The sequence below is a fragment of the Halomicrococcus gelatinilyticus genome (genome assembly GCA_024227995.1).
GTDB lineage: Archaea > Halobacteriota > Halobacteria > Halobacteriales > Haladaptataceae > Halomicrococcus > Halomicrococcus gelatinilyticus.
This window is the reverse complement of record CP100466.1, coordinates 55965-81912: the sequence shown is the minus strand read 5'-3', so window position 1 is coordinate 81912 and position 25948 is coordinate 55965. Positions and strand designations below refer to the sequence as shown.

General features: G+C 69.4%; 25 protein-coding genes. 9 read left to right on the top strand and 16 right to left on the bottom strand.

What is annotated here, in order from left to right; translation table 11 throughout:
* Positions 1 to 10: 10 nt before the first annotated feature.
* Positions 11 to 1567, bottom strand: coding sequence for a stage II sporulation protein M (locus NKT36_RS15565; protein ID WP_327053697.1), 1557 nt, complete (start codon positions 1565 to 1567; stop codon positions 11 to 13).
* 31 nt (positions 1568 to 1598) lie between these two features.
* The gene (locus tag NKT36_RS15560; protein ID WP_327053696.1) at positions 1599 to 2402 is read right to left on the bottom strand and encodes a hypothetical protein; all 804 of its coding nucleotides are present in this window, start codon (positions 2400 to 2402) and stop codon (positions 1599 to 1601) included.
* Between the two features lie 134 nt (positions 2403 to 2536).
* Between NKT36_RS15560 and NKT36_RS15555 the strand changes: the two genes are divergently transcribed.
* Together NKT36_RS15555 and NKT36_RS15550 are read left to right on the top strand one after the other, a co-directional pair.
* Complete coding sequence (locus NKT36_RS15555; RefSeq protein WP_327053695.1) at positions 2537 to 3250, top strand: NADH-quinone oxidoreductase subunit B; 714 nt, start codon at positions 2537 to 2539, stop codon at positions 3248 to 3250.
* Positions 3247 to 4893: an NADH-quinone oxidoreductase subunit D gene (locus NKT36_RS15550; protein ID WP_327053694.1), complete on the top strand. Its 1647-nt coding sequence runs from the start codon at positions 3247 to 3249 to the stop codon at positions 4891 to 4893. The genes NKT36_RS15555 and NKT36_RS15550 overlap by 4 nt, the downstream gene beginning before the upstream one ends.
* Before the next feature lie 49 nt (positions 4894 to 4942).
* On the opposite strand, the gene NKT36_RS15545 is transcribed toward NKT36_RS15550, so the two are convergent.
* Positions 4943 to 5557 carry a hypothetical protein gene (locus tag NKT36_RS15545; protein WP_327053693.1) on the bottom strand — a complete coding sequence of 205 codons (615 nt, stop codon included), beginning with the start codon at positions 5555 to 5557 and terminating at the stop codon, positions 4943 to 4945.
* Between the two features lie 171 nt (positions 5558 to 5728).
* Here NKT36_RS15545 and fmdA (NKT36_RS15540) point away from each other — a divergent pair, with 171 nt between their 5' ends.
* Complete coding sequence (gene fmdA, locus NKT36_RS15540; protein WP_327053692.1) at positions 5729 to 6985, top strand: formamidase; 1257 nt, start codon at positions 5729 to 5731, stop codon at positions 6983 to 6985.
* Positions 6986 to 7031: 46 nt separating this feature from the next.
* On the opposite strand, the gene thsA is transcribed toward fmdA (NKT36_RS15540), so the two are convergent.
* On the bottom strand, positions 7032 to 8714 hold the full coding sequence (gene thsA, locus NKT36_RS15535) for a thermosome subunit alpha (RefSeq protein WP_327053691.1): 1683 nt from the start codon (positions 8712 to 8714) through the stop codon (positions 7032 to 7034).
* 216 nt (positions 8715 to 8930) lie between these two features.
* Here thsA and NKT36_RS15530 point away from each other — a divergent pair, with 216 nt between their 5' ends.
* A complete protein-coding gene (locus NKT36_RS15530; protein ID WP_327053690.1) occupies positions 8931 to 9461 on the top strand; it encodes an AmiS/UreI family transporter in 531 nt (176 codons plus the stop codon).
* Between the two features lie 7 nt (positions 9462 to 9468).
* Here the strand turns inward: NKT36_RS15530 and crcB are convergent, their stop codons facing one another.
* Together crcB and NKT36_RS15520 are read right to left on the bottom strand one after the other, a co-directional pair.
* Positions 9469 to 9816 carry a fluoride efflux transporter CrcB gene (gene crcB / locus NKT36_RS15525; protein ID WP_327053689.1) on the bottom strand — a complete coding sequence of 116 codons (348 nt, stop codon included), beginning with the start codon at positions 9814 to 9816 and terminating at the stop codon, positions 9469 to 9471.
* Entirely contained in the window at positions 9816 to 10199 is a 384-nt protein-coding gene (locus NKT36_RS15520; RefSeq protein WP_327053688.1) for a fluoride efflux transporter FluC, read from the bottom strand. The genes crcB and NKT36_RS15520 overlap by 1 nt, the downstream gene beginning before the upstream one ends.
* A gap of 66 nt (positions 10200 to 10265) precedes the next feature.
* Between NKT36_RS15520 and NKT36_RS15515 the strand changes: the two genes are divergently transcribed.
* The gene (locus tag NKT36_RS15515) at positions 10266 to 10478 is read left to right on the top strand and encodes a hypothetical protein (protein WP_327053687.1); all 213 of its coding nucleotides are present in this window, start codon (positions 10266 to 10268) and stop codon (positions 10476 to 10478) included.
* Positions 10479 to 10602: 124 nt separating this feature from the next.
* On the opposite strand, the gene fdhF is transcribed toward NKT36_RS15515, so the two are convergent.
* Positions 10603 to 12678 (bottom strand): formate dehydrogenase subunit alpha, encoded by a 2076-nt coding sequence (fdhF, locus tag NKT36_RS15510; RefSeq protein WP_327053686.1) that lies wholly within the window; start codon positions 12676 to 12678, stop codon positions 10603 to 10605.
* Between the two features lie 374 nt (positions 12679 to 13052).
* Here fdhF and NKT36_RS15505 point away from each other — a divergent pair, with 374 nt between their 5' ends.
* Together NKT36_RS15505 and fmdA (NKT36_RS15500) are read left to right on the top strand one after the other, a co-directional pair.
* The gene (locus NKT36_RS15505; protein WP_327053685.1) at positions 13053 to 13625 is read left to right on the top strand and encodes a hypothetical protein; all 573 of its coding nucleotides are present in this window, start codon (positions 13053 to 13055) and stop codon (positions 13623 to 13625) included.
* Positions 13626 to 13780: 155 nt separating this feature from the next.
* Positions 13781 to 15052, top strand: coding sequence for a formamidase (fmdA, locus tag NKT36_RS15500; RefSeq protein WP_327053684.1), 1272 nt, complete (start codon positions 13781 to 13783; stop codon positions 15050 to 15052).
* A gap of 7 nt (positions 15053 to 15059) precedes the next feature.
* Here fmdA (NKT36_RS15500) and NKT36_RS15495 read toward each other — a convergent pair whose 3' ends face one another.
* From NKT36_RS15495 to NKT36_RS15465, 7 genes are all read right to left on the bottom strand, one after another.
* The gene (locus tag NKT36_RS15495) at positions 15060 to 16832 is read right to left on the bottom strand and encodes an aldehyde ferredoxin oxidoreductase family protein (protein ID WP_327053683.1); all 1773 of its coding nucleotides are present in this window, start codon (positions 16830 to 16832) and stop codon (positions 15060 to 15062) included.
* Positions 16833 to 17120: 288 nt separating this feature from the next.
* Positions 17121 to 18512: an arylsulfotransferase family protein gene (locus NKT36_RS15490; protein ID WP_327053682.1), complete on the bottom strand. Its 1392-nt coding sequence runs from the start codon at positions 18510 to 18512 to the stop codon at positions 17121 to 17123.
* Between the two features lie 117 nt (positions 18513 to 18629).
* A complete protein-coding gene (locus NKT36_RS15485) occupies positions 18630 to 19208 on the bottom strand; it encodes a VIT1/CCC1 transporter family protein (protein ID WP_327053681.1) in 579 nt (192 codons plus the stop codon).
* The gene (locus NKT36_RS15480; protein WP_327053680.1) at positions 19205 to 19492 is read right to left on the bottom strand and encodes a DUF211 domain-containing protein; all 288 of its coding nucleotides are present in this window, start codon (positions 19490 to 19492) and stop codon (positions 19205 to 19207) included. Before NKT36_RS15480 ends, NKT36_RS15485 begins: the two co-directional genes overlap by 4 nt.
* Before the next feature lie 37 nt (positions 19493 to 19529).
* Entirely contained in the window at positions 19530 to 21095 is a 1566-nt protein-coding gene (locus NKT36_RS15475; protein ID WP_327053679.1) for a protein kinase domain-containing protein, read from the bottom strand.
* 82 nt (positions 21096 to 21177) lie between these two features.
* The gene (locus tag NKT36_RS15470; protein WP_327053678.1) at positions 21178 to 21966 is read right to left on the bottom strand and encodes an ABC transporter permease; all 789 of its coding nucleotides are present in this window, start codon (positions 21964 to 21966) and stop codon (positions 21178 to 21180) included.
* Positions 21959 to 22996, bottom strand: coding sequence for an ABC transporter ATP-binding protein (locus NKT36_RS15465; protein ID WP_327053677.1), 1038 nt, complete (start codon positions 22994 to 22996; stop codon positions 21959 to 21961). The genes NKT36_RS15470 and NKT36_RS15465 overlap by 8 nt, the downstream gene beginning before the upstream one ends.
* Positions 22997 to 23254: 258 nt before the next feature.
* Between NKT36_RS15465 and NKT36_RS15460 the strand changes: the two genes are divergently transcribed.
* Positions 23255 to 24406 (top strand): hypothetical protein, encoded by a 1152-nt coding sequence (locus NKT36_RS15460; RefSeq protein ID WP_327053676.1) that lies wholly within the window; start codon positions 23255 to 23257, stop codon positions 24404 to 24406.
* A gap of 103 nt (positions 24407 to 24509) precedes the next feature.
* Positions 24510 to 25247 carry a hypothetical protein gene (locus NKT36_RS15455; RefSeq protein ID WP_327053675.1) on the top strand — a complete coding sequence of 246 codons (738 nt, stop codon included), beginning with the start codon at positions 24510 to 24512 and terminating at the stop codon, positions 25245 to 25247.
* Between the two features lie 43 nt (positions 25248 to 25290).
* Here NKT36_RS15455 and NKT36_RS15450 read toward each other — a convergent pair whose 3' ends face one another.
* Together NKT36_RS15450 and NKT36_RS15445 are read right to left on the bottom strand one after the other, a co-directional pair.
* Positions 25291 to 25572 (bottom strand): hypothetical protein, encoded by a 282-nt coding sequence (locus NKT36_RS15450; RefSeq protein WP_327053674.1) that lies wholly within the window; start codon positions 25570 to 25572, stop codon positions 25291 to 25293.
* 66 nt (positions 25573 to 25638) lie between these two features.
* Positions 25639 to 25932, bottom strand: coding sequence for a winged helix-turn-helix transcriptional regulator (locus NKT36_RS15445; protein WP_407652247.1), 294 nt, complete (start codon positions 25930 to 25932; stop codon positions 25639 to 25641).
* Positions 25933 to 25948 lie beyond the last annotated feature (16 nt).

Genomic DNA, 25948 nt, shown 5'->3' with positions numbered 1-25948 from the left:
GCCTCCCACCTCAGACGAGGCTGGCCACCCACCACGTGACGAACGCCTCGATGAAGGCGGCCACGATGAACACCGGTAACAGTCCGAGCAGCGCGTAGTACGTCCGGACGAGCTCCGCCGCGAGGTCGTCGGCCGACGCGCGACCGCGGACGTACGACCACGCCGACGCCCCGAGGTGGAGCCCGAGCGCGCCCGAGACCGCCAGCGCCGGCACCTCCAGGATGCCGTGCGGGACGACGAGCGCGGCAACGTCGACCGGGTTCTCGCCGAGTCCGACGACGGCACCGACCAGCGCGCCGTTGAACAGCATGTTGATCACTGACGGCACGCCGAACCCGAGGCCGGCGAAGGCCGTCGCGATGGCGACCAGCCAGTTGTTCGCCGTCAGGCTGACGAACGTGTCCACGGGGAACGCCCCGAACACGTTCGTCGTCGGCGAGGCCGGGAACGGCACCGCGTACGGGCGCACTGCGGCCAGACCGCCCGCGATACCGGCGGCGAACAGGCCGAGCGCGGCGACGACGAGCAGTGCCCGCTCTCGCACGAAGACGAGCAGTTCGTCCCAGCCGCGCCGGAACGCGGCGACGACGGACCCGACAACCCCGGGCTCGCCGACCGATGCCGGTTCGGCTCCCCAGCCGCGCTCGCCCGCCGTGGCGTCGTCGACTCCGACGCCCGTCGCGTCGCTCGCACCTGCGACCGAGACGTTCGACGGGTCGAGGTACAGCGCCGTCTTCAGCACGCCGAGCGTCGGCGCGAGCGCGAAGGCCCCGACGACCTGCGCCAGCGGTCCCACGCCGAGGGCCTGGAACGCGAACGCCGCACCACCCGCCGTCGCGACGAGGAGGAAGACGACGACGAAGTACGCGCCGACGCGGCCGGGATTGCGGCGGACGAAGCCGGCGCCGTGTTCGATTCCGCCGAGGACGCCCACGCCGTCGACGACGATGGCCTGTGGCGCGAACGCGAAGAGGACGTAGACGGCGACGGTGACCGGCAGCCACAGTAGGACGGCGAGGGCGAGCAGCGGCAACAGCGCGCTGTCCGCGACGACGAGAGCGACGAGCGCGAGAGCGACCGTCGGAGCGAGCAGCGCGAGCCCCCGGAGGACCCCGAGTGCGAGGAACGTCCCGGCGTCGGCGCTCGCTCCGCGAACGCCGGCGACCACCGGACGCTCGCCACGGAGCGCCGCGACGACGGTGTGGACCTGGGCCGCGCCGACGACGGCCCGCGCGACGAGGAACGCGACCAGGCCGCCGACCGCCGACCCGACGAGCAGGGCGACCGTCGTAGGGGTGAGAAGCGCCGTCGTCGCGTCGGCGAGTTCAGACGCCGCGGCGTCGCTCGTGGGCCCGGTCGGGGATACGTCGACGCTCCGTACCGTCGATACGAACCGGTCGATGCGCCCCGTTCCGAGGAGGGAGACGAACGCCAGCGCGACGCCGACGAGCGGGACCGTCTGCGCGACGAGCGCGACGCTGGTGCCGGCCAGGTACGCCGGCAGGACCGCTGTGAGTCGGTCGACGAGCACCGAGCGCGTCGCCGACCCCGCGTCACCGAGCTTCATGATCGTGCAGTGATACGCCAGCCGGATACGTCTATCCCTGGTCCGGCCTCGCCGCGTACGTCACGGTCAGGAACTGCCGGCCGAACGCCCACATCTCGTGGGTGGCGCGGACGCCCCCGCCGTCCGACCACACGCGGAACCGCTGGGACAGCGGCAGGGCGACGGCGCCCAGCGGCGTGACGAGGTAGAGCCCCTCGTCGTCGGTCCCCGCCCGGGTGGTCAACTCGACGCCGCCCCCCGGCGTCGTCCGGGGCAGCAGGACCGTGCTCAGGTTCGAACGGGGGAGCGGGACGGCGATGTTGACGTAACGGCGGCCGTCGGACACGTGGCTAGCGTAGATGGCGACGAAGACCGCAGTGCCAGCTTCGTCCGTGCGGATCCACGCCCGCGCGCCGTCGCGCGGGTCTGACCGCTCGCCGACCGCGACGATGCGACTCCGGAGGCGACCGCCGGCCTTTCCGGGTGCGGGGAGGTCGAGTTGCTCGATACGACCGGTCAACCGCACCGCCAGGGTCGCTCCGAGGCGGAACCCGCGATGCCAGCGGACCGCGTAGTCGAGGTCGTAGCTCGCAGTCCGCTCGTAGAACTCCCTGACGGTGGGGTCGAGCGCGTCGGGGTCGAACGCGTCGCTCGCGTACGCCGCGACGTCGTCCATCTCGCCGGGGAGGGCCTCGCCCGTCTCCACCCCGTACCGGTCGAGGTAGTCCGCGCCGACGCGCCACCGGGCGAACAGGGGGCTGAACGGAACCGTGCGCTCGACCGCAGCCCCGAGGCGCTCGAGGGTGAGGGCGACCAGCGCCAGCGCCACGACGGCGCCACGTCGTCTCCACGTCACGCCGGACGGTTGGACGAGCGGCCACTTCAACCTCGCCTCCGTCGCCCCAAGGTTGATGCGCGTTCCTCTCGAACGTACCGGTCGGTCCAGCGTTCGGCGGGGGTCGAGCGTTCGGCAGGGGCCGGGGGTGGAAGATGGGCGAACACAGGACAGAGACAAGACCTGACAGCAACGCCAGCGGTGACCTCCAGGCGGAGGAGAGCCGCGAGGCAGCACAGGCGGAGAAACGCAGCCGGTTCAACTCGACGCTTCGGGAGGCGTTCGGCTCCCAGCCGTTCATCCTCACGAAGTTCGACAAGTTCATGAACTGGGTCCGGGGGTCGTCGATGTTCATGCTGCAGTTCGGCATCGCCTGCTGTAGCATCGAGATGATGCACACGTACGCCGTGAAACACGACCTCGACCGGTTCGGCGCGGGCGTGCCGCGGGCGTCGCCCAGGCAGGCCGACGTCATCATCGTTCCGGGGACCATCGTCTCGAAGTTCGCGCCGCGGATGAAGCGCGTCTACGACCAGATGCCCGAGCCGAAGTTCGTCGTCGGGATGGGCTCGTGTACCATCTCGGGTGGGCCGTTCCAGGAGGGGTACAACGTCATCAAGGGCGCAGAGGAGGTCATTCCCGTGGACATCAACGTCCCCGGCTGCCCGCCGCGTCCGGAGGCGCTCATCTACGGCGTGGTGAAACTCCAGGAACGGACCGCCAACGGAGAGAGCAGCCCCGTCACCGTGAAGCCGTACGAACTGGAGCAGTTCGGCGACCTCGAACGCGACGAACTGATCGACTCGCTCGCCGACCGCATCGACGAGGACACTCTCGTCATGCGGTACAACTGGAGTGATTCGCCATGAGTTCACAGGAGGTCACCGGGCGGGAGGTCGACTACGACGAACTCGCGGAACTGCTCGACGAGTACGTCGTCGGCCGCGAGGACCACAGCAACGCGGAGGCGTTCGTCGTCCGCCCGGACGACGTCCAGGCCGCCCTCACCGCGCTGCGCGACGAGGCCGGCTTCGACCACCTCACCTGCCTGACGGCCCAGGAGTACGAGGACCGCTACGAGAGCATTTACCACCTGACGAAGTACGACGACCGCACGCAGGAGGTCAGCGTCGTCGTCCCGGTGCCGACCGACGACCCCGTCAGCGAGACGGCGGAACCGGTCTTCCGGACCGCCGACTGGCACGAGCGCGAGGCGTTCGACCTGGTCGGCATCGATTACGAGGGTCATCCCGACCCCCGTCGTATCCTCCTGCCGGAGACGTGGCAGGGCCACCCGCTGAGTCTCGACTACGACCAGAACCGACCGCAGGTCGTGCCGCTGCGGGAACACCGGAATCCGCTCCAGGACGACCATCGCGCGGGCAGCCAGGACACGATGTTCCTCAACATCGGCCCGCACCATCCGGCCACGCACGGCGTCCTCCACCTGAAGACCACCCTCGACGGCGAGCAGGTCGTACAGGTCGAACCAGACGTCGGCTACCTGCACCGCTGCGAGGAGCAGATGGCCCAGAGCGGCAACTACCGGTACGAGATCATGCCGTACCCCGACCGCTGGGACTACACCGCGAACATGACGAACGAGTGGGCGTACGCGCGCGCCATCGAGGACCTGGCGGACATCGACGTCCCGGAGTACGCCCAGGTCCTCCGGACGCTCGGCGTCGAACTCTCGCGGATGACGGGCCACTTCCTCGCTGCCGGTACCTTCGCGCTGGACGTGTACGGCGACTTCACGGCCATCTTCATGTACGCGATACGGGACCGCGAGAAGGCCCAGAACATCCTCGAGGACCTCACGGGCCAGCGGATGATGTACAACTACTTCCGGCTCGGCGGGGTCGTCTGGGACGTCCCGGAACCCCGCGAGGAGTTCTTCGACAAGGTGCGGGACTTCGTCGAGGACCTCCCGACCGCGCTGGAGGAGTACCACGACCTCCTGACGGGCAACGAGATATTCCAGCTCCGCTGCATCGACACCGGCGTTCTCGAACCCGAGGTCGCGAAGCAGTACGGCGTCACGGGGCCGGTCGCGCGCGGGTCGGGCATCGACTACGACCTGCGCCGCGACGACCCCTACGGCTACTACGACCAGCTCGACTGGAACGTCGTCACGGAGGACGGCTGTGACAACTACTCGCGCGTCCTCGTTCGGCTCCGTGAGGTCGAGGAGTCGGCGAAGATCGTCGAGCAGTGCGTCGACCTGCTGGAGGACTGGCCCGAGGAGGAACGCACCCTCCAGTCGAACGTCCCCCGGACCGTCAAGCCGCCGGCGGACGCGGAGACCTACCGGGCCGTCGAGGGTGCGAAGGGAGAACTCGGCGTCTACATCCGTTCGGACAACACCAGCCAGCCCGCGCGGTTCAAGATCCGCAGTCCGTGCTTCCACAACCTCTCGGCGCTACCGGAGATGTCCGAGGGCGAGTACGTCCCGGACCTCGTCGCGTCGCTGGGTAGCCTGGACATCGTGCTCGGCGAGGTCGACCGGTAGCACGCGCCGGCGGTGTCAGGTCTTCCTCTTTCCGTCCCTGCCTGCGACGTCACTCCTCGTCGACGTCGACCCGGAGGTACATCCGGAACTCCAGGTCGTCGGGGTCGTCGCCCTCGACCGCCGACCCCACCTTCTCCAGTCGCTCGGAGCGGTCGACGACGTCCTGGACCTCGCCGGCAGCCGTTCCGGGCGCTCGCACGACCAGCCTGGCCGCGCGCTCGTCGCCCGACAGCGATTCGGTGGCCCGGGCGAGGAGGTCCGCCGCGTCGTCGACGTCGTCGAACGCGACGGGCGCGTACTGCTCGCCCAGGTACTGCTCGCTCCCGCCGTTCCCTGCATCCGGCGACTCCTCCCTGGCCGTTCGCACCGCCCGGTGTAGCCGTTCGATGCGCCGCTCCTGCTGCTCCAGCCACGCGTCGACGTCCTCGTCGGGACGACAGCGGACCCAGTACTCCCCGTCTTCGCGGTCGAGGAGACCGTACGCGGTGAGCAGGTCGAGGGCCGCGGGCACGTCGACCGTCGCCGGGTCGATGCCGTGCTGGTGCGCCTCGAACTCGGACAGCAGCGCGTCGGCGGTGAACGGGTCGTCCCCGTACCGCCGCCAGACGGCCAGGTAGCAGTCGACGGCTTCGTCGAGGTCCGGTAGCGAACTGGACGTGGACATCGGGGGAGCAACGACGGCGACCGGATTAAAGACTGGTGTGCCCGGCGGACTCTCTGGTCGCCCGGTCGCCGACGACCGTTCCGCCTCCTCGCCGGCTAAACTATCGACGAGAAACGATTAACTATTAATAATCAATTATTTGGCTGGCACAGTTGGACGCTAGCACGGACCATGCCAGAAACAGTGTTCGAGGTCGACGTCGACGCCGCACCGGAGGAGCAACCCGACCCGATCGTGAACCGGTGGCATCCGGACGTCCCGCCGGTCGAGCGCGTCTCGCCGGGGGAGAAGTTCAGGGTCGAGTGTCTCGACTGGACCGGCAACCAGGTGAACAACGACGACAGCGCGAGCGACATCCGCGACATGCGGCTCGACCCCAACCACCACCTCAGCGGCCCCATCGCGGTCGACGGGGCGAAGCCGGGGGACCTGCTGGTGGTCGACATCCTCGACCTCGGTCCGTTCCCGGACAACGAGTGGGGGTTCACGGGCATCTTCGAACTGGACAACGGCGGCGGCTTCCTGACCGACCACTTCCCGAACGCGCGGAAGGCCATCTGGGACTTCGACGGGGTCTACACCTCGTCGCGGCACGTCCCGGACGTGCGGTTCGCCGGCCTCTCGCACCCGGGCATCCTGGGGACAGCGCCGTCGCACGACCTGCTCGAACGGTGGAACGAGCGCGAGCGCGACCTCATCGAGCGGGGTCCGGACGACGAGACGGCGGTCAATCACGAGACCCACGACGACGACCCGCCGCTCGCGCTCCCACCGGAACCGAACGAGGTCCTGCTCGGCGACATGGACGACGAGGCGGTCGAGGAGGCCGCCGAGAAGGCCGCGCGCACGATTCCGCCGCGCGAGAACGCCGGTAACTGCGACATCAAGAACCTCAGCCGCGGGTCGCGGGTGTACCTCCCGGTGTTCGTCGAGGGTGCGAACCTCGTCACCGGCGACCTCCACTTCTCGCAGGGCGACGGCGAGATCACCTTCTGCGGTGCCATCGAGATGGCCGGCTACGTCGACCTCAAGGTGGACGTCATCGAGAACGGGATGGAGCGGTTCGGCGTCGACCACGCCATCTTCAAGCCAGGCAACGTCGAGCCGCAGTTCTCCGAGTACGTCGTCTTCGAGGGTTACTCCGTCGACGAGGACGGCACCCAGCACTACAAGAACGCCAACGTCGGGATGCGGCGCGCCTGCCTCGACGCCATCGACTACCTCACGAACTTCGGCTACACGCCCGAACAGGCGTACATCATCCTGAGCACCGTCCCGGTCGAGAGCCGCATCGCCGGCATCGTCGACCTCCCCAACACCTGCGTCACCGTCTCGGTGCCGGAGGCCGTCTTCGACTTCGACGTCGACCCCGACAGCCTCGCGGAGATATCCAGCGAGGGCCGCGGTCGGGCGGCACGACCGTCGTAACCTGCTCTCGTTTCCTCTCCTCGGTACTGTTACTCCGCCACCGCCCTCAGTGGCCGATAGCCCAGGGGTAGCCGCCGCCCCCGCCGCCACCGTGGTCGTGGTCGGCGTGGCCGCCGCCGGGCCCCTCGTCGCCCCCCTCCTCGCCGGTCGCAGCGATGACGTCGTCGATGCGCAACAGCGCGTTCGCGGCCTCCTCCGCGTTGGCGACGGCGTGCTGCTTGACGACCAGGGGTTCAAGGACGCCCGCCTCGGCCATGCTCCGCGGCCGCCCGGCCCCGACGTCGAGGCCGACGTCGCGGTCGCCGTCGTGGTGGCGCGCCCGCAGTTCCACCAGCGCGTCGACCGGGTCGACGCCCGCCGTCGTGGCGAGCGTCCGCGGTACCGCCTCCAGCGCGTCGGCGAACGCCCGGACGGCGAGCTGTTCGCGCCCGCCGACGCCGTCGGCGACGTCGCGGAGCTCGCGGGCGAGGTGGAGCTCCGTCGCCCCGCCGCCGGGGAGCACCCGTCCGTTCTCGACGGCGAGCGTCGCGACGTGGACGCAGTCCTCGACGATTCGCTCGACCTCGTCGACGACGTGCCGGGTGCCGCCGCGGAGCAGCAGCGACACGTGCTCGGCGTCGCCGCCCTCGGTGACGACCAGCAGGTCCGTCGCCCCGAGTCGCCGTCGTTCGACCGACTCCGCCCGGCCGACGGTCGCCGGCGACAGTTCGTCCAGCGACGCGACGAGTTCGGCCCCCGTCGCCGCGGCGAGGTCGTGCATCTCGTCCTGTCGCGTCCGCTCGACGGTCAGCACGTCGGCCCGGGCGAGCTCCCGGCGGAGCGGGTCGTCGATGGACTTCTGGCAGACGACGACGTCCGCACCGACGTCGCGGAACGCCGCCACCGTCGCCGCGTAGGCGTCGTTTTCGTACTCCCGGAGCGCCTGCAGCGTCTCCGGCGAGTCGACGGAGACGTTCGACACCGCGTCGGCCTCGTCGACCGTCAACTGCCTGTCGAACAGGGCGACCGTCGCGCCGTCGATGCGCTTCGGAACGTCGACGTTCTCGATGGACGTCGAGGAGGACTCCATGTCGACCGCGAGTCCCGAGACGAGCGCCGAGTCGTCGACGCTCCCGCCGGCGACCGGCCGGAGCGTCACCCGGGAGAGGTCGACGGTGCCGTCGGCCTCGGCGGCGCGAACGGCGCGGACGGCGAGATCGGCGAACGTCGCGTTCGCGTCGTCGTCCCACTTCCCGGTCACCGCCGTCGCCGCGACGTCGCGCAGTCGGGCGTCGTCCCCGGGGTCGACCTCGACGGCCGCGGCGTCGAGGCGGTCCATCGCCGTCTCGCCCGCGCGCCGGTACCCCCGCGTCACCGTGAACGGGTGCAGCCCCATCTCGAACAGCTCCGCCGCCTCGCTCAGCAGTTCGGCGGTCAGCAACACCGCGGTCGTCGTCCCGTCGCCGACGCTGCTCGACTGGTTGGCCGCGACGTCGACGACCAGCTCAGCCGCGGGATGCTCGACGTCCATCCTGTCGAGGATGCTAGCCCCGTCGTTCGTGACGACGACGGTTCCCGACGACCCGACCAACATCTTGTCCAGCCCCTTCGGCCCGAGCGTCGTTCCGACGGCGTCGCCGAGCGCCTTCCCGGCGGCGACGTTCGACTCACGGGCGTCCGTCCCTTCGAGTCGTTCCACCGTCGCGGCGCTCACCGCGGACAGCGGTCCGTTTCCAGCGGGCGTTGTCATGGCACGACATAGCACGACGCCGGTTCACAAAAACCCGCCAGTTCATCGGAAACGTTACAGAAGCCGCCAGTTCGTCGGCTTCATCCCGCGGCTAAAGCCGTGGGGTTTCACCTCGCACTTTCTATAACGACGGCGGGCAGTCGGACGAACTGTTAATTATATATGCTTTTCCACCGACGATACAGATGGCGAGGGCTGACACCGGGGGCGATACGCATGTCACTGTACACCATTCTGGGGATGGGGCTGGTGTTCGTGGGTGCCGTGCTGATAGTGAACGGCATCTGGCTCCTCGGACGGGCCGAGGACCGGGACACGGCCGTGCTGAACTTCTTCGTCGGCGCGCTGACGTTCCTGATCGCCATGTGGTGGGCGTTCGGCGGCGACGCGTCGGAGGGGACGCCGTTCAACGCGGCGGGAACGCTGCTGTTCTCGTTCACGTACCTGTGGGTCGGGTACAACGCGTACCGGAGCGCCGACGACCAGCGGTCGCTCGGCTGGTACTGCATCTTCGTCACGGTGGTCGCCGTCCCGACCGGCTACCTGGTGTGGCTCACCGGCGACGTCGGTCTCGCCGCGCTGTGGTGGATCTGGGCCGTGCTCTGGGCGACCTTCTGGCTGCTGCTCGCGCTGCGCCGGAGCGAGTACACCGCGCCCGTCGCCTGGTACACCGTCGCGGTCGGCGTCGTCACCGCCGCCGCCGGGTACGTCATGGCCGCGGGCATGTGGCCCTGGGCACCCGCCTGAGTGGTCCTCACGGCGCGACGAGCCACGCCAGGCCGATGGCGAGCACCGCGCCGACGAGGTTGACGACGGCGTTCGCGGCCGACTTCCAGCGGTTGCCTCGCTCCCAGAGGCGGACGGTGTCGTAGGAGAACGACGAGAACGTGGTGAACGACCCGCAGGCCCCGGTTCCGACGAACAGCAGGACGTCGTTGCCGACGCCGAGGAACGTGACGAACCCCAGCACGAAGCTCCCGACGACGTTCACCGTGAGCGTGCCGACGGGGAACGTCTCGCGCTCGATTGCCGCGGTGACGAGGTAGCGCAGCACCGCACCGACCATGCCCCCGAAGCCGACGAGGTGCCCCGGCGTCACCATCACTCCTCGCCCCCTATCGACGACGCGACGTACCGTCCGAGCAGCACCGCGAGGAAGCCCGCGGCGTAACTCGCCGCGACGTTCAGCAGGCCGACCAGCGGCTCCGCCTGCACGCTATCGAGTGCGAACGTGCTGTAGGTGGTGAACGACGAGAGGAAGCCGGTGCCGAACACCACGACGGACTCCTCGGCCAGCATGGAGGTGTAGAGCGCCTCGTAGAGCAGGACCCCGAGCAGGAAGCTCCCGACGACGTTGGCGACGAAGGTTCCGCGGAGGCCGGGGAGAGCGGTCCCGACGAAGAACCGCAGGTTAGCCCCGACGAATCCGCCGATGGCGACGAGCAGGACCTCCTCCAGTCGTAGCAGCGGGTGCTCCCCTGACATCTTCGACACTCGACACCTACGCGCCCCACTGTCCTTGTCTTTTCCCCCACCGAACCGGCTGGTTTTATGCGCCTTTCCTGTCGACGACTCGACGTAAACGAAGACGACGAGCCGCTACTGGAGATGGGAACGGGCGGACTCGCCGTTCTCTTCGCGAGTGCCGTTCCAGCGGTCAACTGGGCCGTCGGCGTCGGGTCGGAGACGTTCCGGACGGCGGAGTTCCTGCTCCTGGACGCCGCGGCAGTCGTGATTTGGGTCCGCTGGACACCATCCGGGTGAACGCCGTCCCCCACTTCGGCGGGCGACGACCGATTCCACAGCAGGTCGACTCCCACGCGTTCCGAGCACGTCCGTCGCGTCCAGGGGCACCGCCGGGAGTCCGGTCGCCCGCCGACCCCGGTCCTCAGTCGCCCGGCTCCGCGGCCGGTTCGACGTCCACCATCGCGGCCGAGGCCTTGTACTCCGGGATCTTCGCCTCGGGGTCGAGCGCGTCGTTCGTCAGCCGATTGATGGGCGAGTCGGGGAAGTGGGTCGTCGTCCAGATGACGCCCTTCTTGATGTCGTCCGTGACGTGGGCCTTCACCTCGACCTCGCCGCGCCGCGAGACGAGTTTCACGTACTGCTCGTCCTCGACGCCGAGCGACTCCGCGTCGTCGGGGTGGATGTCCACGAAGTTCTCACCGGTCCGGCGCATCAGCGTCGGCGACCGCGTGCTCATCGTCCCCGTGTTGTAGTGTTCCTCCAGCCGCGCCGTCGTCAGCACGTACGGGTACTCGGCGTCGGTCTCCTCCTTCGGCGGCTGGTGGCGGACGCCGCGGAGTTTGCCGAGCCCGTTCTCGGTGTCGAACGAGTCCTCGTAGAGGAAGAGGTCGCCCTCGTCGCCCTCCTCGTAGCAGGGCCACTGGACGCCCTCCAGGCCGAGGCGGTCGTACGTGATGCCGTGGTAGATGTCCATGACCTGGCGCAGCTCCTCGAAGATGTCCTCGGCGGAGTCGAATTCGAAGCCTTCGTCGAACAGGCGCGTTCCGACCTCGCCGAGGATGTTGCGGTCGTGCTTCGTGTTCCCGGGTACGCGCGTGGCGGCGCGCATGCGCTGGACGCGCCGGTCCGTGTTCGTGACGGTGCCGCCGCGCTCGGCCCAGGAGGTGGCAGGGAGCACGACGTCGGCCAGTTCGGCCGTGTCGGTCATGAAGATGTCCTGGACGACGATGAACTCCATCCGTTCGAGGTTCTCGACCACCTCGTTCCCGTTCGGCTCGCTGATGACCGGGTTCTCGCCCATGACGTAGAGGCCGTGTATCTGGTCGCCCGCGGCCTGGGTTATCTCGATGTTGGACAGCCCCGGTTCGGCCGGCGGCTCGAAGCCCCACACCTCCGCGACCTCCGCGCGCTGCTCCTCGTCGTCGGTCGGGATGTAGCCCGGGAGCGTGTTGTACATCGCACCCACGTCGCAGGTTCCCTGGACGTTGTTCTGCCCGCGGAGCGGGTTCACGCCGGTCCCGGGGCGTCCGAGGTTCCCCGTCGCCAGCGCGAGGTTGATGAGGTTCTGGACGTTGTCCGTCCCGCAGGCGTGCTGGCTCATCCCCATGCCGGTGAAGATGGCGGCGTTCTCGGCGGTGGCGTACTCCTCCGCCGCGCGCTGGATGTCCTCCAGGGGGACGCCGCAGGTCTCCGCGGCCTCCTCGACGTCGAAGCCCTCGAGCGTCGCCTCGACGTCCTCGAAGCCCTCGGTCCGCTCGTCGAGGAACTCCTCGTCGACCCACCCGTTGTCGAGCACCGTCTTCAGCACGACGTTCAGCAGCGGGATGTCGGTCCCGGGCGTCAGCTGCAGGTGGAGGTCCGCGTCGCGGCTGGTCTTGTTCGAGTGGGGGTCGACCTGCACGACGAAGGTGTCCTCCAGCGCGGCCTGCTTGAAGTACTTGCTGTGCGCGATGGGGTGTTGCTCCGACGGGTTGGCCCCCTGTATCCAGTAGACGTCGGCCTCCTCCATGAGGTCCTGCATGCTGTTGGTCATCGCGCCCGCGCCGAGGCTCGCTCGCAGCGCCGCGACCGTCGAGGCGTGGCACATGCGCGTGCAGTTGTCGACGTTGTTGTTGCCGTACCGCCGCGCGAGCTTCTGGAGCAGGTAGTTCTCCTCGTTGGTACACTTCGAGGAGCCGAAGAACCCCATCGCCTGCCGGCCGTGCTCCTCGCGGATGCGCTCCATCTCGTCCGTGACCACGTCGAACGCCTCCTCCCACGTCGCCTCGCGGAACTCGTCGCCGTCGCGGATCAACGGCTCCTTCAGTCGCTCCTCGTGGTCGACGACCTCGGTCGCCGCGCCGCCCTTGATGCAGAGCGCGCCCTCGTTGACCGGCGCGTCGAACCACGGTTTGATGTTCACGTCGCCCTCCTCGTTTCCTTCTTCGAGCTGCAGTCCACAGCCGACTCCACAGTACGGACAGATCGTGTGAACGCCGTCCTCGGATTCCTTGCTCATGCTTGGTGTACCTCGTTGATTGCGCTGTCGTCGTCCGACGCCCGGATCGGCTGCCGACCCACGGCGGTGGTCGAACCACGGGTAGACGTCGCCGCTAGCTACGCTATCACTCACCAGACGGGGCGCAGGGTATTAGCCATTACGCCGGTCACTGTCTCGCTGTCGTTCGTTTCGCCGCGCGGCCCGGCGTTCGTTCCGTGGTCCGACCGGTATCCGGCAACACGCCTGCCATCCAGCAAGACCGGCAAGATGGTCGAACGTCTGCGCGTGCGAGGTCCGGTCCGGCCGACACTTATGATGGTCGAGGTCGTGTCCCCGACTGGAGGCGACCGGGACTCGACCCGTCGACGTCCCCGTCGTCACACGTCTCCACGATGACCCTGGACAGCCAACTCGTCCGCGAGAAGAGCGAGGAGTACGAGCGGCGCGAACCACTGTACCTCGTCGAGCGCGACCGACTCGACACGATGCCGGCGGCGTTCGAAGACGGCGACTTCGTCTGGAAGGACGTCGAGTGGATCGTCCGCTGGTACTACCGCCGCGACCTCGGTCGTCGGCCCCACGAGGAACGCGCTGCGGCAGAGAACCGGTTCCGCGAGAACGACTGGGAGACGGTCCAGTCGGCGATCGCCGCCGCCGTCGACGCGCCGGACGCGCGAACGGCGGTCGAGCGGTTGCGAGAACTGACCGCCGTCACCGTTCCCGTCGCGTCCGCCGTCCTCCACTACGTCGACCCCGACCGGTACGTCGTCGTCGACGAGCGTCCCTGGTCGGTGCTGTACGACCGCGGCGAACTGGCCGACCCCTGGCCTGACCCGCCGTCGGTCGACGACTACCTCGCGTACCTCGACCTGTGTCGCGAGACGGCCGCCGACCTCGACGTCGGCCTTCAGACGGTGTACCGCGCGCTCTGGCGGCTCGGGGCGACGGACGACCGGGCGACGTGAGCGCGGCGGCGGGCACACTCGGCTCGACGGGGGCAGTTCCGAGACCGTCTCTGAACGGTGTTCACAACTGACACACTTGGAACAGACTGCATTACGCTCCGAAAATTCTCAAAAATCTATATTTGTCTGGGTGGCGACGCGGTACTGGGGGTACCATGCCTGAAGTACGATTCGAAGTGGACGTGGACGCCGACCCGGAGGAACAGCCGATGCCGGTCCACAACCGCTGGCATCCAGACATCCCGGCCCAGATCTCCGCCGAACCCGGTGACCAGCTGCGGGTCGAGTGTCTCGACTGGACAGGGGGGCAGATCCACGACGACGACAACGCGAACGACGTCCGCGACGTCGACCTCGACGCGGTGCACTACCTGAGCGGCCCCATCGAGGTCGAGGGTGCTGAACCGGGCGACCTGCTCGTGATGGACATCCTCGACATCGGGGTCCTGAACGAACGCTGGGAGTACGGGTTCACGGGCATCTTCTCCCAGCAGAACGGCGGCGGCTTCCTCACCGACCACTTCCCGGACGCCTCCAAGTGCATCTGGGACCTGCAGGGGACCAAGACCACGTCGCGGCACATCCCCGACGTACGCTTCGAGGGGAAGATACATCCCGGGCTGGTCGGGACGGCGCCGTCGCACGAACTGCTCGAGGAGTGGAACGAGCGCGAGCAGGAACTCATCGACAAACACGAGGCGGACCCGTCGTCGATCCCGGACCACCCGACCAAGGAAGCACAGCCACCGGTCGCCAACGCGCCGACGACGCACTCCGCGGTCATGGGCGGCATGGACGACGACGAGGCCGAGGCGGCCGCAGAGGAGGGTGCCCGCACCGTTCCACCGCGGGAGAACGGCGGCAACTGCGACATCAAGGACCTCTCGCTCGGGTCGCGGGTGTACTTCCCGGTGTACGTCGAGGGCGGCAAGCTCTCGATGGGGGACATCCACTTCTCGCAGGGCGACGGCGAGATCACCTTCTGCGGTGCCATCGAGATGGCGGGGTACCTCGACATCGAGGTCGACCTCATCGAGGACGGGATGGACAAGTACGGCATCGACCATCCCATCTTCGAACCGGGCCATCGCGGTCCCACGTTCGAGGACTACGTGGTCTTCGAGGGGTACTCCGTCACCGAGGACGGCGAACAGAAGTACATCGACTCCCACGTCGCCTACCGCCGCGCGGCGCTGGAGGCCATCGAGTACCTGAAGAAGTTCGGCTACACCGGCGAGCAGGCGTACATGATACTGGGGACGGTGCCCGTCGAGGGCCGCCAGAGCGGCGTCGTCGACATCCCCAGCGCGTGCTCGACGCTCGCGGTGCCGAAGGCCGTCTTCGACTTCGACGTCACGCCCGACTCGCTGGGCGAGAGCGAGGACATGGGGCAGGTCGCCATCACCGACGACCCGCTCGGCGACTGAACGACGCTCACCCGGGGTCGCGCGACCCCGTTGGCGTCGCCTCGTCGACCACGTCGGCGAGGCCGACCGCTTCGAGCGTCGCCCGCGTCGGCCGTCCTGCGGCGTCCCAGCCGCGGACCGCGTAGTAGGCGTCGAGCATCGCCTCGAACGTCTCGGCGTCGAGTTGCCCGCCGACGCCATCGCCGGCCGACGAGTCCAGCAGCAGGTCGGGGACGTCGTCGTCGGCGCGGGTGAACCCCTCGCGCAGGTTGAACAGCCGCGTCAGGGTCCAGATGCGCTCGCCGGTCCGCAGCAGTTGCTCGGGGGTGAACTCCATCCCGGCGGCGCGCAGCCACTCGGCACCGAGCGTCTCGCGGAGCGACCGGCCGACGAAGTCGTCGGCGACCAGGCTCCAGAGTATCGAGCGGACGTCCTGGTCGTGAGCGACGAGTCGGGCGGTGTCGGCGGGCGTCCACGACGCCCCGGAGAGCGCCTCTGTCTCGACGGGGAGGGCCCGCCGGTGGCAGGCTCCCCGGTCGCTGGTCGCGTACGCGAGCGCCATGCCGACCGCACCGCGCGGGTCGTAGGCCGGCAGCGCCATGCCCTTCACCGTCGGCACGAGGTCCTCGCCGCCGTATCGCCGTGCCGCCCGGGCGACGCCCTCGGCCAGCGCGTCGCCGAGCTCGGTCTCCCGGGCCGCGACGTCCTCCAGCAGTCGCCGCGCGTCCTCCGGGTCGCCGAAGTCGAGGTCGCGGCCGTGGTCGGCGGCGATCTCGGCCCTGATGGCCCAGGCGACGGCCGTTCCGGCGCTGATGACGTCGATGCCCAGCCTGTCGCATGTCTCGCCGAGGGCGGCGACCGCGTCGAAGTCGTCGATGCCGAGGCCGGCGCCGAGCGACATCGGGGTCGCGCCCCGGGGGACGCTCTCGCCCGCGTCGGTCTCGACCCGGAACCCGCCGGGGATCGGCTCGTCGCGCCGCTCGCGCTCGCTCGCCGCGCGCGACGCCGCCTCGATGCCGATGTCGTCCGCGCCCTCGAACTCGCGTTCCCGCCAGCCGCGGGTCGCGAGCGCCCCGATCTCGTCGGCGAAGTCGACGGTCTCCAGCGTCTCGCTGGTCAGGTACCACTCGTTCTCCTCGTCCTCCGTGAACCGCTCGGTCAGTCGCTGTCGAAGCTCCGCGAGCGCGTCGGGCGGCCGACCGCGCGCGACCACCGCCTTGAGTCGCTTCGACCCCATCACCGCTCCCGCGCCGCCCCGGCCCGCCTGGTGCTCGCCGCCGTCCGACGCGATGGTCGCGTACCGGACCCGGCGCTCGCCCGCCGGGCCGATGCAGGCGACGCCGGCGTCCGGGAACGCTGCATCGGTGGCGCGGGTGTCCTCGCCCCAGAGCCCGTCGGCCGGCCGGACGTGGGCGGTTCCGTCGGCGACTTCCAGCCGCACCGGCCGGTCGGCCGCGCCCGTCACCAGGACGCCGAGGTGGTCGCCCAGCGCCCCGACGAGTCGCCCGGGGAAGGTGCCGCCGCCGTACGAGTCGAGGAACGCGCCCGTGAGCGGCGACTTCGTCACGACGGCGTAGCGAGCGTCTCCCGGGAGGACGCCCGAGAGCGGCCCCAGCACGAACAACAGCGCGTTCTCGGCCCCGAGCGGGTCGACGCCGGCGTCCAGTTCCTCGTAGAGGTACCGCGCGCCGAGTCCCTTCCCGCCGACGAACCGGCGTCGCCACTCCCCGGGGACCGCCTCGCTTTCGACCGTTTCGGCGTCGAGGTCGACCCTGAGCAGGCGGGTGGGCGGCTCGTACATGACCACGAGGAGTTACACCCGCGTTCGGATAAGCGTTCTTTCGCCGACTGTGCGGTGGTCGTGTGGTCGGTCGCCGGTGGGATGGTCGTCGTCCGGGCGCGTCCGCGGAAGCGCGACGGTCCGTTGCCGGGGGCGCCGCCGCTTCGCGCGGGAGGCTCCTGGGGACGACGGTGCACCTGCCGGTCCTCTGGGAGACGGTGCACCTGCCGGTCGCTGGAGGACTGGCGACAGAGAATCGTTTCGACGGAGGAGGGCGGTTCGCGGACGATACAGCGGCTCGGAGTGGCGTCAGGCCAGCCGGTTCCTGACGCCGTAGTAGATGCGCCGGCGGTGGTAGACGAGTTCGCCGACGATCCACCCGAGGAGCAGCAGGATGGCGGCGAGCGCAGCGATGAACTCGTACTCGTCCATCCAGATGGGGCGGACGAACTGCGCGCCCTGCTCCCACTTCTCGCCGAGCGTGCGGGCCTCCTCCTGGAACGGCGTCGCGGCGAACAGGTTACCGAGCATGCTCGCCATCGAGAAGCGGTCGCCGCCGGGTTCCAGGTTCGCGCTGCCGGTGACGTCGTAGTGGCCGGTGACGTTCGCGTCGGCCATCGTCGGGCCCTTCGACTCGTCGCCGTACGTGACGCGCTCGACGTCGTAGGGTAGCCACGGCGAGTAGAACTCCCAGACGATCTCGCCCGTGGGCGTCACCTCGACCACGCGGTGGTTCGCGGAGTCGACGACGAGCGTGTTGCCGTTCGGCAGGCGGTCGGCGTCCCGGGGCCAGTTGAAGCTGTCCGACGAGCCGACGGACCACGTCCGGTTCCACTCGCCGTTCTCGCGCTCGTACTCGACGGCGCGGTTGTTGTGCGAGTCGGCGACGATGAAGGTGGGGTCGCCCTCCTCGCTCTCCAGATAGTCGGGGTTGTGCTGGCGGTTGATGATGGACTTGTTGTTCTGCTTCCCGAGGCTCATCGTGACGTCCTTCGTCTCCTTGTCGACGACGATGACACGGTTGAAGTTCCGGGGGGAGGCCATGTACTTCCCCGGCGCGATCTTCTCGACGTCGTTGACGTGGGTCCAGTCTTTCGTGTACTCGTCGCCTGCGCTCTTCGGGAAGTGGTTGCGGAAGTACCAGCGCCAGGTGATCTCGTCCTTCTCGAGGTCGTAGACGAAGATGCTGTCCCTGTTCGTCCCGTCCTCGTAGTGCTTGAGGTTGGCGACCAGCAGCTGGGTGCCGTTGTTGATGAGGTCGACGTCGTGGGTGTCCTCGATGTCGAGGCGCTGTGTCCACACCTTCTCCTTCGTCTCGGGATCGAACTCGTAGACGAGGGTGCTTCCCTTGCGCGTGGAGGTGACGAGCAGGTTCCCGTTCTCCATCGGGTCGACGTCGTAGAACCACGTCGCACCCTGCTCGGAGCCGTTGTACACCCATTCGACGTCGCCGCGGGGACCGACGGCGACGAGGCGGGCGGGCTTCTTCTTGTTCCCCTGTCCTTTGAAGTGGTACCCCTGGACGCTGATGACGGTCGTGCCGTTCACGGCCTTGTCGATGGTCCCCTTCTGGAGGTTCGACTCCTCCGGATCGTACGTGATAGCGGAGACGCCGGAGGGGGCGAGCAGAGCGAGGACCAGCAACAGGACGACCCCGCGCACCAGCCACGGGCGCGCAGGGAGGCGTTCTTCCCAATCCATACACAGCTAACGCCTCCGCTCGCGTTTGAATATCTTTCTGTTTCATCTACCATCGATACCGCCTGAATACGACGGTGTCGAGGAGAATTCTTCGTCCTCGCGAGGTGCGGCGAGCGGCTACCCGGGGAGGACGACGTTCAGCAGCGCGACGACGACGCCGGCTGCGCCCATCCTGACCCCGGCGCGGTACCAGACCCCGCCCGATATCGAACCCATGTACGCCCCGAAGACGAACAGAAGGGTGACGCCGCCGGCGATGGCGAGCAGCGTCGCCGACAGCGGTGCGAGCCCTCCCTCGACGGCGAGGAACGGCAGGACGGGAACGAGCGTCCCGACGACGGGTCCGATGCCGCTCATGGTGGCGGTGACGGCACGCGCCGCGCGCTCGTCCCGGTGTATCCGGGTGTCTTCGAGTCCGCGGAGCATCGCCTGCTCGGTCCGCCGTCGCTCGACGCGGCGCTCGGCGCGCTCTATCTCCCACACGCTCCAGACCCCGGAGGTGCTCAGGCCGACGGCCGCGCCGACGCCGATCTTGACGACGGTGAGGCCGTCGGTGACGCCGGAGAGGTACGCGCCGACGACGACGCCGATGCCGGTGAGAACCCCGTCGAAGCCGTTCGAGACGAAGTAGCGCCTGGAGATGGAGCGCACCTCCTCGTCCGCCAGCGCGCGACGCAGTGCGCTGCGCACGGTCACTCCTGGGGGACGGTCCGTTCCTCGACGACGTACTCGCCGCAGGCGACCTGGTCGACGGAGTGGACGGTCCCCCCGAGGTCCTCGACGGTGTCCTCGACGTCGTCGAGGCGTATCGCCTCCCCCTCGACGGTGAGTTTGACGTTCCGTACCTCCCGGTCCGACTCGAGCAGCGTGACGTCGACCGCGGTGACGCTCTCACTGTCGGCGACCTCGCTCGCGATTTCCAGCATCGTCGGTTCGTGCGGCGTCAGGACGTCGACGACGACCCTCCGGAGCGGTGCCATACGTCCTCCACGGCGGCGAGTCAGTTCGCCTTTGGGGTCAGCGCAGTTCGGGCGCGTACTCGTCGAGGAGGCGCTCGACGCCGACCTGGAGGTCCTCCACCGTCTCGTACCGCTCCGGCTTCCGCTTCGCCATCGCGCGTTCGACGACGGCGTCGACGCCGTCGGGGAGGTCGGAGTCGACCTCGGTCGGTGACGGCGGGTCGTCGGACGTCACCTGCTGGACGACGACGTGCGAGTCGCCGTCGAACGGCTGCCGTCCGGCCAGCAGGGCGTACAGCAACACGCCGAGTCCGTACACGTCGGTCGACTGGTCGGGCCGGCCGAACGTCTCGGGGTCGACGTGCTCCGGCGCGGCGAAGGCCGGCGGCACGGGGGTCGTGCCCGCCTCCGCGAGCACGCGGCCGAATCCCCAGTCGGCCACCTTCGGGGCGGCCCAGGTCGGTCCGAGCGTGCCGACGAACCCGACGACGCCGGGGCGCAGGCTGCCGTGGACGATCCCGACCGCGTGTGCCTGCGCGACGGCGGTCACGACGCGGTGGGCGTACCACAGCGACGGTCTGAACCCGTCGTTCACGTGGTCGTCGAGGGTTCCGGCGTCGAAGAACTCCGTGGCGACCCAGGGGGCCGGCTCCTCGCCGTGGGCGATGACGCCCGCGACGTGGTCGTGGTCGTCGATGGACGCCCACTGCCGGGTCGCCCGACGGAACGCCGCGGCGTGGTCCGGCCGTCGGTCGTCGCGGAGCGTCCGCAGCGTCGCCAGCGTGTGTGCGCCGGGGCCGGACGCGAGGACGCGAGCCCTGTGTCCGTCCGTGAGCGGGTCGGTGCCCACCCGTCGCAGGGGTTCGAACTCGTCGTAGTCGGCGTCGACGGACGGGGGTGAGGCGACGTCGACGGGGTCGGGCGGACGCCCGGGGCGCTCCGTACGGTCGTGGCCCTCCTCCGGGGCGGCGCGCGTCGCGTCGACGTCCGACGCGGGCGCGATGCGGATGGGGGCCGACTGCTGGGACTCGCTGGTCTGGACCACGTTCGGCCCCGAGACGACGCTCGCGAGTTCGGGTCCGGCGACGCTGATGACCACCGGCTCACCGTCGAGTTCGACGTCGGAGAGCGCGTCCATGACGTGGTGGAGCGCCTCGGAGGCGTACCGGCGGACGATGGCGTCGTCGTCGTCGGTCAGGTCGCCCAGCTCCTCGATGGCCGGTTCGGCTGCCCTGGGGAACTCCGTCGCGACGCCGGCGACCGTGACCACGGCGTTCTCGCGGACGAGCGCGTCGTCGGCGTCGACGAGTTCCGTCGTCCGCTCGACGGCGGGGCGGGCCGCCTCGGGGTCGGCCTGCGCGACCTCCGCCAGCGCCCACGTCGCGCCGCGGCGCACCCACACGTCCTCGTCTTCGGTCGCCCGTTCGAGGTCCGGGACCGGGATCTGCTCGGGCCGGTTGGCGGCCTGCTCGGCGAGTGCCCAGGCCGCCGTCGCACGCCGACGGCTGTCGTCCGCCGAAAGCGACAGGACGAGGTCCGACACCTCGCGGCTCTCCGGCGCTCCGACCTCCTGCTGGTACCGGTTGGCGAGCTGGGTCCGCTCGTCGGACTCGAAGCGCGTCATGAGACGATTTTACGAAGGGTTCTCACCGCTTCAGATAAAGGTTTCTCAGTTTCGACAGGTCGGCGCGGCGAGCGTCGCCGGGTCAGTCGAGGTCCTTCCGCCGGAACCACCGCTGGCTGGCGACGACGAGGGCGACGGCCGCCGCGAACAGCAGCGCGGCCCCGGCGACGTCGTACTGGCCGTCGACGAGGACGGCCGTGGGGTCGTAGTACCGCATCGGGGCGACTGCGCCGACGGCGCTGTAGTCGGTGTCGGAGACGACCGACTCCACCAGAAAGAGGGCGAACACGACGCCGAGGCCGACCCGCTGGGCGACGCTCTCGCGGTCGAAGACGACGGAGGCGACCAGCCCGACGCCCGCACAGGCGAGCAGGTAGGGGACCGACAGCGCGTGGACGGCGAGGAGGTCCGCCGCCGGTAACGTGTGGTCGATGAGGACGCTGCCGACGTAGACGACGACGGCCGTGATGGCGTTGACGAGGAGGATGGGCACGACGAGCGAGAGGTACTTCTCGCGGACGATGCGCGACCGCGAGACGGGCAGCGACAGCAGCATGTCCATCCGCTCGCGCTCGACGTCGTCCGCGACCAGCGAGGCGGCGCTGTACGCGAAGTACAGCCCCAGCAGGATGACCCACGCGAAGCTGTACAGCTCGACCGCGAGGAACCCCGCGAGGGTGCTCATGCTCTCGACGCCGAACGCTTTGAGCACCGGCTGGGGGTACGACTGGACCAGCTGGTCCATGTCGATGCTCTCTGCGAACGAGGGGTACAGCCAGATGACCAGCGCGGCCAGCACGGAGAGCCCGACCGCGAGCGCGACGGCGCCCCGGACCCGGTGGCGGGTCTCGTAGCGCGCGAACTCAAGCATCCGCGACGCCTCCCTCGCGGTCGGTCGCCCCGTCGCCGCCGGTCGCATCGTCGGCTCCGCCCGCCTCGTCGCCGTAGAACCGCATGAATACCTCGTCGAGCGGTGCCTCCTCGACGTCGAGTTCGAGGACGTCGTGGTCGCAGAGACGGACGAGCAACGCGTTCACGTCGCCGGTGTAGGTGAACGACAGCTCCGTCACGGTCGTCGATGCGCTGGTGCCGTCGCCGCCGCCACCGCCGCCACTGCCGGGCGCAGCGGCTTCGAGTCCGAGGGTCTCGCCGTCGACCTGCCGGGCCGTGAGGTCGTGGACGCCGTCGAGGTCGAACTCGCCGTCGTCGACGCCGTCGGCGACCGTGAGGTGGACGACCTTGCCGCTCCGGTGCATCAGCCCCTCGACGCTCTCGGTCGTCACCAGCCGCCCGTCGCGGATGATGCCGACGCGGTCGCAGACGCGGCGCACCTCGCTGAGGATGTGCGAGGACATGAACACCGTCGTCCCGGAGCGCTGCTCCTCGCGGACGAACTCGTTGAACCGCTGCTGTTTCAGCGGGTCGAGGCCCCCGGTCGGTTCGTCGAGGATGGCCAGGTCGGGGTCGTGCATGAACGCCTGCACGATGCCGAGCATCTGGCGGTTGCCCGAGGAGTACTCGCGTACCGGCCGGTCGAGCGGCGGGTCGAAGATCTCCAGCAGTTCGTCGCGCCGCTCGTCGCCGCGGACCTCGCCGTACAGGTCGAGGATCTCGCGTCCGGTGACGTTCTCGTCGAATGCGGGGTTCGACGGCAGGTAGCCGACGTCGCGTTTCGCCTCGATGAGTTCGCTCTCGTCGCGCACGTCGTGCCCGAGGACCGTCGCCGTCCCCGCGGTGGGCGACTGGAACCCCATCAGCGTGCGGATGGTCGTCGTCTTGCCCGCGCCGTTCGGGCCGAGGTAGCCGAACACCTCGCCCGACTCGACCGAGAACGAGAGGTCGTCGTTCGCCAGCACCTCACCGTACCGCTTGGTGAGATTCCGGACTTCGATGGTCGCCATGCGCCGAACGAGACTCCATGACTAAAAACCGCTTTCGGTTATGAGGTTTTGCGCCGTTCGAAGCGCGTTCCGGACCGCGAGACCGTCGTTCGGCGTCGCTACCATCCCCGCGCTCGACCGTCACTCCGGGCGTCGTAGCCGGCCACTCTGCCACTCCGTCGCGCTTCCGTCAACCGACTGCCACGATTCTTTCCCCGTCCCGGCGTCCGAACGCGACGGTCGGAACCAAGTGACGGTCCGTCGTACACGTCGTCGAGAATGGGAGACACGAACGACACGGCGGGCCGACGACCGCGGCTCCGGTCGGCCCGCGACAGGGGGTTGCAGACGATGGGCCGGCGTCGCTTCGTGGAGACGCTCGCAGCCGCGGGGCTCGGAGGGATGGCGACGCTGCTCTCGGCCGACGACGTGCTCGCCGCCGGCAGCGACCAGGTACCGGTCGTCTACGGCTTCGCCGGCGGGGACGGCGGGACCGACGGTCTCCGGCCGCTGAAGACGGACGTCCCCGCGGACTGGTTCGCCGACTTCCGTGCGGCGCTCGACGCCCACCGCTCGAAGCGGTTCGCCGAGCGCGACGGTGTCGTGGCGTCGTCGGTCGTCCCGGGCGAGTTCGGCGGCCGTAACGCCGCCGTCGAGGTGGAGGCGACCGGCGCGGCCGACGTCCCCGAGCGGGTCGGCGAGGTTCCCGTCGAGGTGAGCCGCGTCGACTCCGCCTGGTCGCCGCCGGGGAGCGTCGACGCGACCGGCTCCGACCCCGGGACGCCCGTGCCGGGCGGGGTGGCCTGCGGGACGCGGGAGACGTCCGCGACGCTCGCCCCGGCGATGTACGACGGCCGTCGACCCTTCTTCACGACCGCGAACCACGTCTACGGCGGCGACGGCACCGACCACCGCGGCCGACCGTTCCGCCTCGTCGGCGCGGCCGACTCGCCGGTCATCGGCACCGTCGAACGGGGGCACGCCCTGGACGACTTCGTCCGCGTCGCGCCGACGAACGGCTTCCGCCCCGCGAGCGTCATCCGCGGCGCCACTCCGAACGAGGTCGTCGGCCAGTTCTCCCGCTCGGGGCTGGCGACGCTGAAGGCGCGCGGCGAACCGCTGGAGAAGGTCGGCATCACGACCGGCCACACCACGGGGGGCATCCACGCCGTCGCCGGGATGACCTGCGCCTACGGCCAGGTCTGCAAGCGCGGCCAGGTGAAGTGGGGGTCGGAAGGCGCTTTCGACGACGGCGATAGCGGCAGCGTCAACTACCACCCGGACCCGGAGCGCCCCGGGGAGGGCGTGCTCGTCGGGGGGTTCAACAACGCCCGGACGTGGTGGCCCGGCGAGAACTACGTCTGGGGAACAGCGGCCCACCGCATCACGGAGCGCCACGGCTTCACGTTCGCACCCAGCGCCGGGCCGTAACCCGGGCGGCGACCGGTCGACGGGACCGCAGTCGGCCGTACTCCGGTCTTTTCGCCGACCAGTCGAACAGCTTAAGTAATCGCCGCGTCACGTCGTAGGAGATATGCTCGTTCCGCTCGCGCAGGTCGAATCGGGGGCCAGCGCCAGCATCGTCCAGTTCGTGGGAGCGGGCCTGCTCGCGGTCTCGTCGGCCATCTTCTCCGTCTACGCGTTCCAGAACCGCCGTCTGGACCGACTGGAGTCCCAGCGGTCGTTCTGGCGCTATCTCGTGCTGCTCGGCGTCGCGGGGACGACCTACGGGCTGTCCGGCGTCCTCCGCGTGGCGTCGGACGCCCGCCTCCTCGTCGCGCTCTCGCACGCGTCGCTTCTGTTCGCCACCGTCTTCCTCGCCTTTGCCATGCGCGAACTGTACTACAACAGCGCGCTCGCGCCGCCGCCGGAGGAGCGTCGCATCTCCCTGGAGCGACTGCGCCGCATCGAGACCGGGTTCGTCGTCGTCATCCTCGTCGAACTGGTCGTCGTCCTGCTCATCGGGCAGGCGGGCGTCGCCGCGTTCGTCAAGGGCGTCGGCAGCCTCGCGTTCGCCGGATACGGCGTCGTCTTCGCCGAACGCCTCGAATCGCTCACCCGAGGGACCTCCGTCGACACGCTCCGTCGCCACCTGCTCCCGGTGCTCGTCTCCATCGGCGGCATCGGCGTCGCCGGCCTCGCCGTCTTCGTCGGCGTCCGTGCGCCGGTCGTCCGGGGCGTCGAGAGCGTCTTCGTCGTGATGGTCGGCGCCTTCCTGCTCACGGCGACCATCCGGCTCCAGCAGAACGTCCACGGCCTCTCCTCGCCGTAGGCGTCCTGCGGGTCGTCGACCCGACCGCCACCTCCCGCCGGCGCTACAGCTCGCGGAGCTGTCCTCGCTCGCAGTACGGGCACGTGTTCTCCACCCCGTGATGGATGCAGACGCGGCCGCAGGTGGTGCACGTCTTCAGGTTCTGGTTCCCGTCGACGGCCGTCGCCTCCAGCGTCTCGAGACGCTTCTCGGCGTCGGCGAGTCGGCTGCGCAGCGCACGCACCTCCGCCCGTAGCTCGGCCCGACTGGCGCTCCGCTGGGGATCACGACCGAGTCGCGGCCGACGCTCGACCGTCGTCCGGCCGTCGGTGTCGTCCGGAGACATGGTTCCCGACACGACGCCGAACCGCATGAATCATGTGTGAATCAGCCGAACGACGTGACCGCGCCGCTAGAGGGGCACGTCCTCCGGTTCGTCCACCGGTAGCGGGTCGTACAGGCGCTTGCGGGCGTCCTGGACGTACAGCTTCTCCTCGACGAGTCCGCGCTCTTTCAGTTTCGCCAGCGCGTCCCGGGTCGTCCGGGCGGGCAACAGGGCGTCCTCGCGCAGCTGTCGCTGCGTCATCGGCGCGTCCTCCTGCAACACCCGGTAGACCAGCTTGGCGCTCGGTGGCAGTTCTAGAAGTCGTTCGAACCGCTCGGTCGGGGTCGGTTCACTGCCGCTGCGGTCGGCAAAAGCGACCACTGGTTTCGGACATACC